12 protein-coding genes are annotated in these 13,787 nt (G+C 35.9%); 3 read left to right on the top strand and 9 right to left on the bottom strand.

Going from position 1 to position 13,787, the window contains the following annotated elements; translation table 11 throughout:
• The first annotated feature begins 287 nt into the window (after positions 1 to 287).
• A complete protein-coding gene (locus tag F933_RS13985) occupies positions 288 to 758 on the top strand; it encodes an Lrp/AsnC family transcriptional regulator (protein WP_005054548.1) in 471 nt (156 codons plus the stop codon).
• 43 nt (positions 759 to 801) lie between these two features.
• Here F933_RS13985 and F933_RS13980 read toward each other — a convergent pair whose 3' ends face one another.
• The 9 genes from F933_RS13980 to pcaU form a co-directional block, all read right to left on the bottom strand.
• Positions 802 to 1,551 carry a YebC/PmpR family DNA-binding transcriptional regulator gene (locus F933_RS13980; protein ID WP_005062289.1) on the bottom strand — a complete coding sequence of 250 codons (750 nt, stop codon included), beginning with the start codon at positions 1,549 to 1,551 and terminating at the stop codon, positions 802 to 804.
• A 132-nt stretch (positions 1,552 to 1,683) separates the two neighbouring features.
• Positions 1,684 to 2,241, bottom strand: a complete 558-nt coding sequence (locus F933_RS13975) for a 1-acyl-sn-glycerol-3-phosphate acyltransferase (RefSeq protein WP_005062287.1) — start codon at positions 2,239 to 2,241, stop codon at positions 1,684 to 1,686.
• A gap of 702 nt (positions 2,242 to 2,943) precedes the next feature.
• Positions 2,944 to 3,873 carry an LpxL/LpxP family acyltransferase gene (locus F933_RS13970; RefSeq protein WP_034711197.1) on the bottom strand — a complete coding sequence of 310 codons (930 nt, stop codon included), beginning with the start codon at positions 3,871 to 3,873 and terminating at the stop codon, positions 2,944 to 2,946.
• Between the two features lie 155 nt (positions 3,874 to 4,028).
• Positions 4,029 to 5,192: a catalase family protein gene (locus tag F933_RS13965; protein WP_005062282.1), complete on the bottom strand. Its 1,164-nt coding sequence runs from the start codon at positions 5,190 to 5,192 to the stop codon at positions 4,029 to 4,031.
• A 323-nt stretch (positions 5,193 to 5,515) separates the two neighbouring features.
• Positions 5,516 to 6,625, bottom strand: a complete 1,110-nt coding sequence (locus F933_RS13960) for a lycopene cyclase family protein (protein ID WP_005062280.1) — start codon at positions 6,623 to 6,625, stop codon at positions 5,516 to 5,518.
• Position 6,626: 1 nt separating this feature from the next.
• Positions 6,627 to 9,635, bottom strand: coding sequence for a LodA/GoxA family CTQ-dependent oxidase (locus tag F933_RS13955; RefSeq protein ID WP_005062278.1), 3,009 nt, complete (start codon positions 9,633 to 9,635; stop codon positions 6,627 to 6,629).
• 261 nt (positions 9,636 to 9,896) lie between these two features.
• Complete coding sequence (locus tag F933_RS13950; RefSeq protein ID WP_005062276.1) at positions 9,897 to 10,190, bottom strand: hypothetical protein; 294 nt, start codon at positions 10,188 to 10,190, stop codon at positions 9,897 to 9,899.
• A 434-nt stretch (positions 10,191 to 10,624) separates the two neighbouring features.
• The gene (locus tag F933_RS13945) at positions 10,625 to 11,191 is read right to left on the bottom strand and encodes a nuclear transport factor 2 family protein (RefSeq protein WP_005062274.1); all 567 of its coding nucleotides are present in this window, start codon (positions 11,189 to 11,191) and stop codon (positions 10,625 to 10,627) included.
• Between the two features lie 124 nt (positions 11,192 to 11,315).
• Positions 11,316 to 12,140: an IclR family transcriptional regulator PcaU gene (gene pcaU, locus F933_RS13940; protein ID WP_005062272.1), complete on the bottom strand. Its 825-nt coding sequence runs from the start codon at positions 12,138 to 12,140 to the stop codon at positions 11,316 to 11,318.
• 246 nt (positions 12,141 to 12,386) lie between these two features.
• On the opposite strand from pcaU, the gene F933_RS13935 reads away from it, so the two are divergent.
• Together F933_RS13935 and F933_RS13930 are read left to right on the top strand one after the other, a co-directional pair.
• Complete coding sequence (locus tag F933_RS13935) at positions 12,387 to 13,073, top strand: 3-oxoacid CoA-transferase subunit A (protein ID WP_005062269.1); 687 nt, start codon at positions 12,387 to 12,389, stop codon at positions 13,071 to 13,073.
• Between the two features lie 11 nt (positions 13,074 to 13,084).
• On the top strand, positions 13,085 to 13,732 hold the full coding sequence (locus F933_RS13930) for a 3-oxoacid CoA-transferase subunit B (protein ID WP_005062267.1): 648 nt from the start codon (positions 13,085 to 13,087) through the stop codon (positions 13,730 to 13,732).
• Positions 13,733 to 13,787 lie beyond the last annotated feature (55 nt).

Here is a 13,787-nt window from a genome sequence, read left to right as displayed (position 1 = left end):
AAAACTGAAAAGAGGGAAATAATTATAGAAAGGTTTTGCTATCTTATATTTCAGGGTGTGATGGGGATCGAAACGAGTTGTTCAACTATTGGGAGATCAGTTGAACAGTTGCTCAAAAGGTCTTGTTTCGGCTTTGAGACTAAGATAAATCACAAGTTTATCGGAATCATGTTTGTGTTATCCACGCAACATCGTCAAAAGTTAAACATTTGTTTTCCCTTGACCCTTAAAATTACTGAGTTCAAACAGTTCCGATAAAAACATAAATTTAGAGTGAGAACTGTAAGATGGAATTGGATCGTTTCGATAAACAAATTCTTGAAATTTTGACCCATGAAGATGTCAATTTAAATGAACTATCTGAACGAATTAACCTTTCTGTCAGTTCAGTTCATCGTCGTATTAAAAATCTGATTGAGTCCCAAGTGATGGGGCAACTCAAGCGTGAAATTAATTTTAATAAATTGGGTTTTAGTCTGCATATTCTTTTGCAAGTATCACTCAGTAAACATGATACTGAAACCTTTGATAAGTTTTTAGAAGAAATTGAAGATATTCCTGAAGTGACCAATGCATTTCTAGTGACAGGGCAGAGTGCCGATTTTATTTTAGAGCTGGTTGCGAGAAATATGGATGATTATAGTGAAATCTTACTACGCCGTATTGGTAAGATTGACAGCGTGGTGGCACTACATTCAAGTTTTGTGATTAAAGAATATAACGTATTTAACTGCTATAAACTTTTAAATAAGCTATAAAAAATGCATCTTAAAAGATGCATTTTTTACTGAGCTAAATCAGTTAACCATCAAGCTGAGCTAAAACTTCTTCAGTAAACTCCACGTTTGTATAAACGTTTTGAACATCATCAAGATCTTCGAGCATATCAATCATTTTCATGATTTGTTTAGCTTGATCAATATCATTGATTTCAGCTTTAGTCGATGGGCTCATGACTACTTCAGCATTGTCAGATTTTAATCCTGCTGCTGTAAGTGCATCTTGAACATCACCAAAACTTTCTGGGCTAGTAATGACTAAGATACTATCTTCATCGATCTCGATGTCATCAGCTCCTGCTTCTAAAGCGACTTCCATGATTTTGTCTTCTAAAGACACATCTTCAAAAGAAATTTCACCGCGTTTAGTAAACAAGTAAGCTACAGAACCATTAGTTCCTAAGTTACCATTGGTTTTGCTAAAACAGTGACGTACATCAGGAACGGTACGGTTTAAGTTATCAGTCATTGTTTCAACAATAACAGCAACACCACCTACACCATAACCTTCATAGGTTACTTCTTTTAAATCATCGTTATCATCACCACCAGCACCACGTTGAATCGCACGGTTAATGGTGTCACGCGTCATATTCACTGACAGTGCTTTTTCTACAACCGCACGTAAACGAGGATTACTCGCTGCATCTGGACCGCCCAATCTTGAAGCAGTCACAATTTCACGGATATATTTAGTAAAAACTTTACCGCGACTTGCATCTTGTTTAGCTTTACGATGCTTAATATTGGCCCATTTAGAATGACCCGCCATGGAAGTAACTCCAAAAATTAAAACTCAAAAAAGTGCGTGAATATTAGCATAGCGATAGTTTTGTTGAAAACTCTTGCGCACTACATTCAGAATTTAAAATATTGATCATCTTTCAAAGTTTGATCAAATGAATTATTTAATTTTTACATCGATACCAAACTCGGCATAAAGTTCTTTAATTTTTTCTAGATCTGTTTGCAAATCAGTTGGATAAATCTTGCCTAAAATACCACCTTGTTTTGTGCGTGCATTGGCATACATCAAAATAATAGGTACGTTGGCTGCTTTAGCAATATGCCAAAAACCTGAACGAATCGGTTTGCGTTCCTCTCCATTTTTTGCGCGTGTTGCTTCAGGTGCAATCACGAGGTTAAAACTTTCATTTTGGTTAAATAGTTCAACCATTTGCGTGACAATATCTTTACTTGATTTACGATCAACAGGAATGCCACCTAATTTTTCTAAAATGGGTTTCAGTGGACCCTTAAATAATTCTTTTTTGATAAGTGTATGAACTTTTAATTCTAGGATCTCAAATAAAGCCAGAGATAAAATTGTGTCGAGATTGGAGGTATGCTCAAAACCAATAATGACTTGTTTTTTTTCTAAAATTGTTGGATCAACATTGTATTCCCAACCAGTTGCTTTAAAGATCGATTTTCCTAAAACTTTTCTCATATTTGTCTTCATAGCGAATGAATCAGAGCAGTGTAATACCAGAAATTGAGAAAATATATATCCAAAAAGCTCAAACAAAAACAAAAGTTAGATGTGTATTTTATGTTTAAAATATGCTGCTGATCATTTTATATCTCAATAAAACACTAAGTTCTACAGGAAATTGTTCTTTCTATTTCACTCATTTTTACAATTTATTTGTTTGTAAGATTTTGAATATATTTAAAAAAATTATGAGATATTCTTTAAGTGTAATCGAGTGAATGCTTTTTTTATTGATTGAATTGAAAGCAAATAAAAATGCGAACAGATTTAATATAAAGAAATACTAGAGTAAACATGAAAAACGTGGATAATGTGATGGATTTCACAATAATGAAAAAATGATGTTTAGAATATTGGGTAATTTGATCGTCTGTATGCTTTTCGTGATTGGTGCCATACTTGTGGTGCTGGGTGTTTCATCATTTGATGTGATATTAATTGTCATGGCATTTGCATTGCTGTTTTCATCATATTTATTGGCATCAGAATTTCGGCTTAGCTTATTTAAATGGAATTAGTGATCGATGAATAGTAGTTAAGCTTAGGTTTCAAACTGACAATCTAAGTACACTATACCTAATTCATTCAATGCAAAATTCGATTAAGATATTAGAAATCCAAAAATCATTTGAATTTCTAATGTTGATTTAAATATTTGATTTTCAATGATTAGTAAACTTTAGGCTGACCATCTAGTCTTGTTTTAAAACGACGATGAAACCACATATATTGTGTTGGACACATCTTGATCTGATTTTCCAAAATCAAATTTACTCTAGTCGCATCATCGACTTCATTATCACTTGGAAAATTTTCCAAAGCTGGTTCTAATAAAATTTGATATTGTGGATTTTGTATAGTACCTGTGCGATAGAAAAATATTGGAATAGCAGAAGCCTTAGCAATCTTCATTAACCGTCTGTGTGAGGTTAAAGTCGCAGCTTGTATACCAAAAAATGGTGCCATAACACCTTGTTTTAAACCAAAGTCTTGATCAGGACTGTACCAAACTGCATGACCAGCTCTAAGATTTTGAATTAAACCTTTCATATCGTCTTTGGAAATTTGATTTTTATAAATTGTTTTTCTGCATCGACTGATCATCATATCTAAAAGGGGATTATTCTGTGGTCTATACACAACGTCCATATCAAAGAAACAACTGCTAACGAAACCACCTGCATCTAACAGTGTGGTATGACTACCTAATAATAAAACACCTTTTCTTTCGGCATTTTTTAGGTGTTCAAGTCCTTCAATATGAATTCGATTTTTGAACCATTTTGGACTATACCAAGCATTGAGCGCTTCGAACACGCCTAGAAATGCATTGAAAAATACGTCTTGAGCATCTGTTTGAATTTCTGATGGGCTTTTATCTGGAAAGCATAATTCTAAATTTCTAATTGTGGTTTTTCGTCTAGATTTTAAGGTCTTCCATGCCAGTTTTGATAATTTTTCAGCTAATCGCCATTGCAAAGCCCAAGGCAAAATTGCAAAAAACATTAATATTAAAATAGCGAACCATATTCCCCAATATTTAGGTAATAAAAATGACCAGCGAAACTCACCTGTTGTATATTGAGTTTTTAAATCCATGATGACGAGTTTCATAAGCAAAACTCATCAGCCTAACATAATTAGAAAACGAATATCGGTCTATATTTTGAGATAGTCTAAGCACAGCTTTTATTGATTAGAAATAACTCTTAATCATTTCAATAAATTCAATCATTACAATTATGTGCATCCAATTATTGAGGTTCTTGTCTTGGTGCAGCATTCATTTCATGCCTTACCGTGCTTATATTTTCATATATAACTTTTCGTAATCTATTGATAGCGCCTAAAGGTTTATGATCTGGTAAAGCATGCCATGGTGTAAATGATAGATTTTCACAGAATTTGTTTTGTTCAGGTGTATCAAATACTTGTTGTGGAATACGGATTGTAGCAACAGTATAAAAAGATGCTTTATTCTCTTTCCATTCGGTCATTGAATCTTCAGTTAACATTTTAGGAGAAGTTCTTGGCTGTATTAAAAACTCCATACAAGCATCATGATTGTTGAGTTCATTTCGCAGTGCTTCGCGTAAAAAGTTTTGATTTGGTTTATTTGGAATCGTGTCTGTACCTTGTGAGCATGCTCTAACCGAATACTTAACTGCCTCACGTTCTGCTCCTAATCCGAGTTGATAAGGCACCATCGACCAATATCTTGCTTGTAAAGGATTTGCAATTTTTGAACTTGCTGCTCTTACAGCATTTATGGTGCCTTTCTCTCCAAGTGCGATGGGAATATGCATTTTTTTTAATAAGCTTTCACTATTAACGTCCTGTATAAATGACTGATAACGTTTAGGATCATTCACAAAAAATACGGGATGATTAATCATGATGAAATCTTGAGTATTTGCGTCTGGCTCACTTTCTAAAACTTTTTTGCCTGTAACACCTAAAACTTTGATCGCTATTCCTCTAGCATCCTTTTCATAATCTGGTTTTTTTGCATCTCCAGAGGCATTCGAAAAACGAATCCAAGCGGAGTATGTTTTATTGGGAATAAACATACCTTTAGCAAAACGTTCATTTAGATCACTTTTGACTTGAAACATGGCTCGAACACAGCCATGTGCTTTTGGATGGGCATCTCGAAGTGCATGACCTAATGAATATTCTTGACGTATAGATTGTTCAATAATTGCTGAAATTTGTTCAGCCATCATTTTTTCATTTGGTTGTAATGCTTCACCTAAATCTTTATCAATATTTGGATAAATAATTTTATTACGATTCGCAATCGTAGTTTTTGTTAAAATATCAGTTTCTGCAGGAGAGGTCGCATAGCATCCTGTTACGAGTAATAAAAAAGGAGAGACCACTGCAAACAATTGAAAATATAATATTTTTCTTATCATGTGTGTAATCTCTACTTTGACTTATTCAATTATTCCAACGATTATCAGCCAAACTTTATGCTCTCAGTTAGCTATCTAAATATATTGTTGGCTCACTACTTTATTCTGCTGTTTTTTTAATTTTTTTGCGCTGTATATTTTGTATCTTTCATTAGACTAATTAAAAAGGAATATTGCTGATCAAGATTTTATCGCGAGTGCCAAACAAGATATTCCTTTATTGGTTATGGAAATTTATAGGCTTCAAAATCTTTTAGCTATTGAATAGTTTATAACTATAGTTCACAGCTTAAACAGTATTTGGTTCGAGAAATTCTAATAATCTAATCAGAGATTTGCTGTAGCTGGTGTGCTTGCCAAAAAGGGCTATTACTCCATCTTTGTTCATGTCTGTAAATCGAAAGCCTCCGATTTTCGTATGTTCGAAGTATCTGATTTAATTCGGTTGTATATTTAGTGTCCTTAGTTGCATTTTTACTAGATAAAATGACTTCTGCGGCTTTCATTCCAGTGTAAATTGCATTAAATAAACCTTGGCCTGCGATTGGATCGAAAGCTAATAAAGCATCCCCGCAAGCAACCCAATCTTTTCCAAACGATTTTTCTAGCCAGCAACTTCTTGCATCATGTGAGAAAATATCTTTTCCAAATTCTAGTGCACCAAACAATTCAGAAAGCCCTAAGTTAGTTTGAATCATTTGTTGCCATTGATTGGCATCTTTATGGAATTTTGAAGCAATTTTAGGTGTAGTATGAAATCCCATTACCCATTGCTGATCAGTCATTTTACCCGTATATATCCAGCCATATTTATGGGCTGAAAGGATCGTGCGATTCAGCTGATGATTTTTTTTAGGTAAGCAGGTCCGGTATAAGGCGACTAAGGGAATACCACGATTACGTTGCACGCCAAGCAGCTTTACAATTTTTGCACTACGACCAGTCGCATCAACAATCCATTTAGCTTTGATCTTTTCTCCATTTTCTAATTCTATTTCCCAATTATTTTCTTTTTTTTTCAGATGAGTGATATTCGAGGCATAAAAGTTTGCACCACTGGTGAGTGCTGCTTCTCTTAACTGATGATCAAATGTCTTTCGATTAATTCTAAGTCCTAATCCGTAAGGATCATGAATAAAATCTGTAATAGAACTAAAGTCGCTGCCCCAAAAAGAGATGTTACCGCCAACACGTTCAGAATAAGATGTTTGAAAATTAGATTTAGAGCTTAAATTTTCGATAATGAACTCTAAGCCCAGCTTTTTTAATAAGCGAATAGCTGCGCTAGGTAATGTTTCGCCAAATTTATTAGTATTACTTACGGGTCTATCTATCAACATGACATTTAGACCCGCTAAAGAAAGTTGCCGAGCAACAATACAGCCAGCGGGACCGCTTCCAGCAATACAAACATCAATATTGGACAAGTTCATATCAACGCTTTTGAACGCGGACTGAACGGAATGCTTGTAATTGTTCATGACTTGCCCAGCCTGCTTTTTCAAGATCATTCAGCGGACGAGGTTTGCTTTGAAGCAAATGAGACGCATATTCGGCTGACTCTTTTAATTTCCCAGCAATTAAGGTTTCGACATATAAATATTCAGGAATATCAGGATCGTTTTTTAGACCTGGACGTATTTCAACGATGCCGAGTTCATTAAAATGCTCAATCATTCGCATCATCACATCTGCAACATTGGCATCCATGATTGATCTTAACCAGTTTTGACGTTGATTAAAGGCAGCAATACGCTGTTCTCTTGGAAGTTTGTCATTGATCACTTGTTGATAATCGACTTCAGTCAAGACATGATTTGGAACTCTTGCTGCCCAGAATGTAGGTAAGTAAGGATCATAGTCAGGATCATATCCTGATCGGCAAAATGCAGTATCACCTTGCCATGGGACCGCCATCCAACGGGTAATGCTTCCTGGAATTTGACCATATAAAGGGCCATCTACTTGTTGCACTTTGATTGGAGTCATGGTCGAGCCATAATTTGGTTCCGCATCATTTATTCGTGAGCGAATACGGAAAGGGGAGCTATACAGACTGGCATGACGCATTGGCCAAGTCATTTCACAACCGGGATGGAACGTATCCGCTAAACAATAATGTAACGCTGCTTGATCAAGCACATTCGGTTGTTGTGCGAGTGGAACTTTATCGATTGAGGTCTCAAGTTTGCAGTTTTCAATTGACCAATCATTCAGAAATTTACCTTCAACCCAATGACGGAGTAATGCTTCTTGCAAACCTGTCATGGTGAGCATATTGCCAGTTCCACTTTCAGAAAAGCTACCAAAACCATCGCCATAGATCCAAGGCCAAACATGAGGCCACGCCACAGGCTCAGCGACTACTGGTTTAGATGGTCTGAAACTATGAAAAATTGCGCGACGTAATTCTGTATATGGGTCAGAACCGCCTTGTTTAGGTTTAAAAGACAATTTAGAAAGTAAGTCTGGATTATTGAAATCCATTGGACATCCTTTACCAAAATATGCCGCAAAACCTTTATTTACCCACTGTAAGCCTCCTAACCGTTTGAGTAATGGTAAAATGTCATGAGTGAAAGAAGGGGTTTCTGGCATAGTCATCCAACCAGCATTGACATATACATCACACATTAAGTCATACATTGTCCTCCAACTAACAACGTCAGGAGCGTAATTAGGTGGAGCAACAACAACCCAAGCTGATTCAACTGGAATAGACACACCATTGATAGATACCGTTGCCGTTACTGGCCCATCTGAAGTGTCGTCATACCAATCATCCGCATTATTAAAACTTGGCGGATTATCTGGGTCGTATACAGGAGCATTGGTCGGCGAGGCTGATTTACCATGTCCACCTAAAAACAGTAATCTGCCATTTTCATCCGTTTGGATCTCACCTAATGGCACAATCACTGGTTGTTGTGCCGCAGCTTGAAAAGTTCCTGTATCAAATCGATGCTCGGTACCCCCAATCGTATTTCGACCAGAAATACTACGCGGACCAGGATCAATCGCTAATTTTTTTCTATCTTTGACTTTAGGATTGCGAAGTGTGAAGGCATTATCTGGGGCATTGACTGCTTCAGGTATATCGAGTGCATATTGAAATTGATACCATTGAGATTTTCGGTTTGCAACATGTACTGTCCAAATTATATCTGCATTGTCTGGATTTAGTTCGCGAACGACTTCACCCGCAGCGTTATAACCATAAATTCGGAAGCGGGCAGCTTGGCGTTTTATCGCACCTGTCTCATCTCTAAAGTTATTTGGTTTTTGATTTGGATCTGATAAAGCATCAACAATTTCAGGACCGATAAAAAACTCTGTTTCACTATCGCCAACTCTAGCAATACCGATTGCAGGATGGATCGCTGCTCGAACAATATACGTATCTATTGCTGTAGCAGGTGAAATTAATGGACGAGGAACATCTGGTTCTGAAAGTGGTACACCATTTACATTACGACGTAATTCAGCCGATGCTGCATAAACAACTTTACGTGCTTCTGCAATTGAACCAACAGGCGCATGTTCTTGAGTTACACGCCAAATATTCATTGCTAGATTTTCACCATATTCAGCTTGACCACGTGCAGAAATATCTTGAATAGGAATAACAATATCAGCAACATGAATAGGTGGACTAAGATCCTCAGACCAAACAACTGTTGCCTCATCCAATGGCATTCTTTCCGGGTCAGTTCTAAGCTGAATCATAAAACGAAAATGCGTTTCAGATTGAGATAGACGTTGAACAAGATCTTGACCCAAATAAGAAGGGTCGTTTGGAGAGTGGGTAGGTGGGTCTAAATAGAATGTAGGTTCCAATTTATATTTTACATATTGATTCTCTCCAAAATGGAATGGTAAACCACTCCAATATGGTGAAACTAGAACACTGGCAACTGGTTTTGCCATAGCATCAAGTAATTCTGATGTTTTCGGATGAGCATTTAGATAAGGAGTATAATCACCATCTACCACACCAGCTTTAGTGAACTCACACATATCTTTGGCTGTATCAACAAAAAAAGCATCAAAGTTTTGCATGATAAAATCAAAAGTATCGGCATGAGGATTGCCGAGAAGTTTCTCACCATCAACATCAAATAATTTAATTCCAATTCCTAATGTCGATTTGAAATCGGTACTGGTTGGTGTGGTATCTGAAGAAAAACGAATCCAAGCGGGATATTTTTTCTTTGTCTCCGCGAATAGACCAATGCGTAAATTCTCAGGTAAATCATCTCGAATAATAAACTCAGCCGCCGCTACGCCATGCGCTTTTAAAAAAACCGGTCGCATGGCAGGGCATTGACCTTTTACAATTCGTCCAGCTTGTACCATGTCTACAAACATATTTTTTAATGATGTAATTGGATCTTGTGAGCAGTCGACACAGGAGGTGACATGCGTTGAGGATGGTTTATCCATTATTATATTCCTTATTATTTTTAAAGTATTTTATATTTGCAACGATCAAACTACAGAAAAGATATTCTTTGGTCAATATTTATGCTTAAAAATAGAATATTTATTTAATAATACTTATGCGTTGAATTTTTTCTAAAGATAATGTTAATTTTAAATTAAAATATGCTGCTAATATTAAAAAGATAGTTTAATTAATATTAGCAACATGTGGTAATTGATTGATGCAGGTATCATATATTGAAAAATTTTACAATTTAATTGTTAGTAATAACTAGCAACGATCACAGCACTTTTTTCATCATTTAGTTTTTCAAATGAGATCTCATTTATAGAATTTTTTTGTGAACTGGTATTTAAATCGTTGTTAGATATTGATTGTGTATTGATTTTTTCTTGAAATTTGTTGATTGCTTCACAATCTTTATTGGTGTGATTAGAAAAACAAGTATCTTCAACAATATTTCCATTAAATTGAATTGTGTTTGCAGAATATGTAGTTGCTGAAAATACAGCTACTATCGATATTAATAATGATTTTGATATATTTTTATACATGATTATATTCCTTGGTATCATTTGTTATTATTAATTAACATGGAATTTATTGTTAAGGCAATATTAAAATAACACTTTGATTAAATAAATTTTTAAACCGTGATGGGTTTATTGTTTTTATGGAATTGTACTAAATAATTGAAATTTTTAATTTGTTAACTAGGTCACATATTATTTTTTTATTGAGATTTATTATGTTTTAGGCTTTTTAAAATTTAGGATAAATTTTTCAGCTCAAGTTTTAACCTTTGTTTAAATTGAAGTTTAATTAAAAATTGAGCAATACTAAAAGCTCTTAAATTGAAATGGTCTGCCCTCTAACAATCTAATTATATTTTTAAAAAAATGTGCCAAAAATAAATTTTATTTAAGAAATGGAAGGAAATAATATAAAAAATTATATTATTTCCTTCTTTAGTCACGGCAAGTTGAATCTACTTTTTAAAGGGTAATACTAAGGAATAAGCTTTTCCTACATATGGTAAAGATCGGTACAAGCCATTACTCGGATCCCAATAATCTTGTTGGAAAATAATTTGGTTCGATGTATTAACTTTCATCTCACTTATGCCATATGAAGCCATTGTTTTAGTTCGACCAAACATTTTAAAGTCGTATGACATATACCAATGAATATATGCCGAGTCATTGTGATACGTTGAACTAATTAAGTTTACGGTTACATTACTAACATGCTCGTTCATACCTGCAAAATGTTTAACTAGATCTTGCTTGTTAGAAAATTGTGAGAGGGTGTCGTTAATAAATAATTGATCAGCATACAATTGACCTGCATTTTCTATAAATTTAGGCGTACCCAGCGTGTTAAATGCAGCCACAAATTTTTTCCCAATATCTTCAGCTTTCGCCTGATCTAAACGAACGCCTGAGATTTGATTTTTTGCTTTCGCATAATCATTTGTATAACTTGGTATGCTTTTACAGGAAGCTAAAGAAAACAATGCAAGTGTTGAAACTGCTAAAGTTCTGAGAAATGCCATTTTTTTACACTCATTTCGTTTTATAAACAGCATAAAAGTAAAAGTGTGAATCTGTTGTGAACTGATTATTAAACTTAATACGTTATTCGTAGCCTAAGAAAATAATTTTTTTGCTTTATTCTTATCAAATGACTTGACGCAAGTCGCGAGCAGTTTCAAGAAGTAAAGGTAAAATGTGAGTAATTAAATAGTCTTTTGTGGTACGCATAGTGGGGGATACAATATTCAATGCGGCAACGACAGTAGCATTGGAATCGTAAATTGGAACAGCCACTGCATGTACACCAAGTTCGTGTTCCTCACATGAATAACACCAATCTTGTTCTTTAATCTCATGCAATAATGCTAAAAATATCTCAGTGTCTGTATGCGTATATTTGGTTAAACGTTTAAGAGGATATTGTTCTAACCATTGTTTTTGTGCCTCTGAATCTAAGTGTGCCAATAATATTTTACCCGCAGAAGTTGCATGGGCTGGCAGGCGATTTCCTAAGTGCAATCCGTATGGATTTACTCGATCTGTTTGTTGATGTGCTGCACTTCGAGAAATGGTAATCGCTTCGTATCCATCTAAAACCATAACTGAATAAATTAGAGAAGTTTGGTTGGTTAACAGATTAAGCAAAGGCTGACAAATTTTAGGGAGAGGTGATCCATCTAAATAAGCACCTGAAAATTTTAGTATTTTTGGGGTTAGATAATAATAATGTCCATCAAACTCTAAATAGCCTAAGTACTCCAATGTGAGTAAATGTCGTCTAGCTGCTGCGCGTGTCATCCCTGTTTTTTCTGCGGCAGTACTGATATTTAAACGATGTCGCTCAGGTCCAAAGCATTCCAAAATGCTTAAACCTTTGGCGATTCCAGCGATAAAGTCTTCATGCCGAATGATTTTTTTATTTTCAGTGTGATGAATAAGTCTCAAATTTTTGTCCAAATTATTTTCCATAACTAATAACTCTACTCATAATCCCTTGGGTAAAAATTATTCTAAATGAAATATGACTAATTTACTTGGATTATGTTCGATCATCGAACATTAAAACTAATAATCGAACAAAATAGCTTTCATTCTGTAGAACTAAAATCAAAAGTCATCAAGAATAAATAGAAGAAATCCGAATAAAACACTCAGTTTAATTTCATCGATTTTCTGGATGGAAATTGAGTGATTCTTAATACAGGAAGTGGTCAGATGATTGATAAAAGTACAGCCTCATTGGTTGAGGTTTTATCCCAAATTAAAGATGGATCGACCATCATGATTGGTGGTTTTGGAACTGCAGGACAACCTGCTGAACTCATCGATGGTCTGATTGAACTCGGGATTAAAGACCTTATCATCGTCAATAATAATGCAGGCAATGGCGATTATGGACTTGCCAAACTCCTAAAAACCGGCGCAGTCCGTAAAATCATTTGCTCTTTCCCTCGTCAGTCTGATTCATGGGTGTTCGATGAACTCTACCATGCAGGCAAAATCGAATTAGAACTCGTCCCACAAGGCAATCTCGCTTGCCGTATCCAAGCCGCAGGTATGGGCTTAGGTGCTGTATTCACGCCTACAGGCTTTGGAACATTATTGGCAGAAGACAAAGAAACTCGTCATATCGAGGGTAAAGACTACGTGCTTGAATATCCAATCAAAGCTGACTTTGCCTTGATCAAAGCTCACAAAGGCGATCGTTGGGGCAATTTAGTTTTTAATAAATCGGCACGTAACTTTGGACCGATCATGGCCATGGCTGCGGATGTCACCATTGCTCAAGTCTCAGAAGTGGTTGAACTCGGTCAGCTTGATCCTGAACATATTATTACCCCAGGGATTTTTGTTCAGCATGTGGTTTCTGTTGAAGCAACATCACCTGTCGCTGTGCAATAAGGAGAATAACAATGAGCTATCAAAAACTCAGCCGTGACCAAATTGCAGAACGTGTTGCACAAGATATCCCTGATGGTGCCTATGTCAATCTAGGCATTGGCTTACCCACTAAGATTTCAAATTACTTACCTGCGGATAAAGATGTCTTTCTGCATTCTGAAAATGGTTTATTGGCATTTGGCCCACCACCAGCCAAAGGTGAAGAAGATCCTGAACTGATTAATGCAGGCAAAGAATATGTGACCATGCTCACAGGTGGAAGCTTTTTCCATCATGGGGATTCATTTGCCATGATGCGTGGTGGTCATTTAGATATAGCGGTACTCGGTGCATTCCAAGTCGCAGCTAACGGTGATCTTGCCAATTGGCATACAGGTGCTGCCGATGCGATTCCTGCTGTCGGTGGTGCAATGGACTTAGCAGTAGGTGCAAAAAAAGTCTTTATCACCACCGATCATATCACCAAACAAGGTGAACCTAAGATTGTTGAAGAACTGAGTTATCCAGCCACGGGTTTGAAATGTGTCGATCGTATTTATACCGATCTATGTGTGATTGATGTGACCACAGAAGGTTTAAAAGTGATTGAGAAAGTGGATGGTCTAAGCTTTGAAGAGCTGCAGGCTTTGACGGGTGCTCAATTGATTGATGCGATGTAAGGATTATAAATCTCCCCTAACCCCTCTTTAAAAAGAGGGGAACTCCTCCCTTTAT

Origin of the sequence: Acinetobacter beijerinckii CIP 110307 (assembly GCF_000369005.1) — a bacterium.
Lineage (GTDB): Bacteria > Pseudomonadota > Gammaproteobacteria > Pseudomonadales > Moraxellaceae > Acinetobacter > Acinetobacter beijerinckii.
Note: the sequence above shows the minus strand (reverse complement) of the source record. Positions and strands in the feature narration are given on the sequence as shown.

What these genes read in the sequence shown, in the direction of transcription:
- F933_RS13985 (WP_005054548.1), top strand. Translation starts at nt 288, where the DNA reads ATGGAATTGGATCGTTTCGATAAACAAATTCTTGAAATTTTGACCCAT.
- F933_RS13980 (WP_005062289.1), bottom strand. Translation starts at nt 1,551, where the DNA reads ATGGCGGGTCATTCTAAATGGGCCAATATTAAGCATCGTAAAGCTAAA.
- F933_RS13975 (WP_005062287.1), bottom strand. Translation starts at nt 2,241, where the DNA reads ATGAAGACAAATATGAGAAAAGTTTTAGGAAAATCGATCTTTAAAGCA.
- F933_RS13970 (WP_034711197.1), bottom strand. Translation starts at nt 3,873, where the DNA reads ATGGATTTAAAAACTCAATATACAACAGGTGAGTTTCGCTGGTCATTT.
- F933_RS13965 (WP_005062282.1), bottom strand. Translation starts at nt 5,192, where the DNA reads ATGATAAGAAAAATATTATATTTTCAATTGTTTGCAGTGGTCTCTCCT.
- F933_RS13960 (WP_005062280.1), bottom strand. Translation starts at nt 6,625, where the DNA reads ATGAACTTGTCCAATATTGATGTTTGTATTGCTGGAAGCGGTCCCGCT.
- F933_RS13955 (WP_005062278.1), bottom strand. Translation starts at nt 9,635, where the DNA reads ATGGATAAACCATCCTCAACGCATGTCACCTCCTGTGTCGACTGCTCA.
- F933_RS13950 (WP_005062276.1), bottom strand. Translation starts at nt 10,190, where the DNA reads ATGTATAAAAATATATCAAAATCATTATTAATATCGATAGTAGCTGTA.
- F933_RS13945 (WP_005062274.1), bottom strand. Translation starts at nt 11,191, where the DNA reads ATGGCATTTCTCAGAACTTTAGCAGTTTCAACACTTGCATTGTTTTCT.
- pcaU (WP_005062272.1), bottom strand. Translation starts at nt 12,140, where the DNA reads ATGGAAAATAATTTGGACAAAAATTTGAGACTTATTCATCACACTGAA.
- F933_RS13935 (WP_005062269.1), top strand. Translation starts at nt 12,387, where the DNA reads ATGATTGATAAAAGTACAGCCTCATTGGTTGAGGTTTTATCCCAAATT.
- F933_RS13930 (WP_005062267.1), top strand. Translation starts at nt 13,085, where the DNA reads ATGAGCTATCAAAAACTCAGCCGTGACCAAATTGCAGAACGTGTTGCA.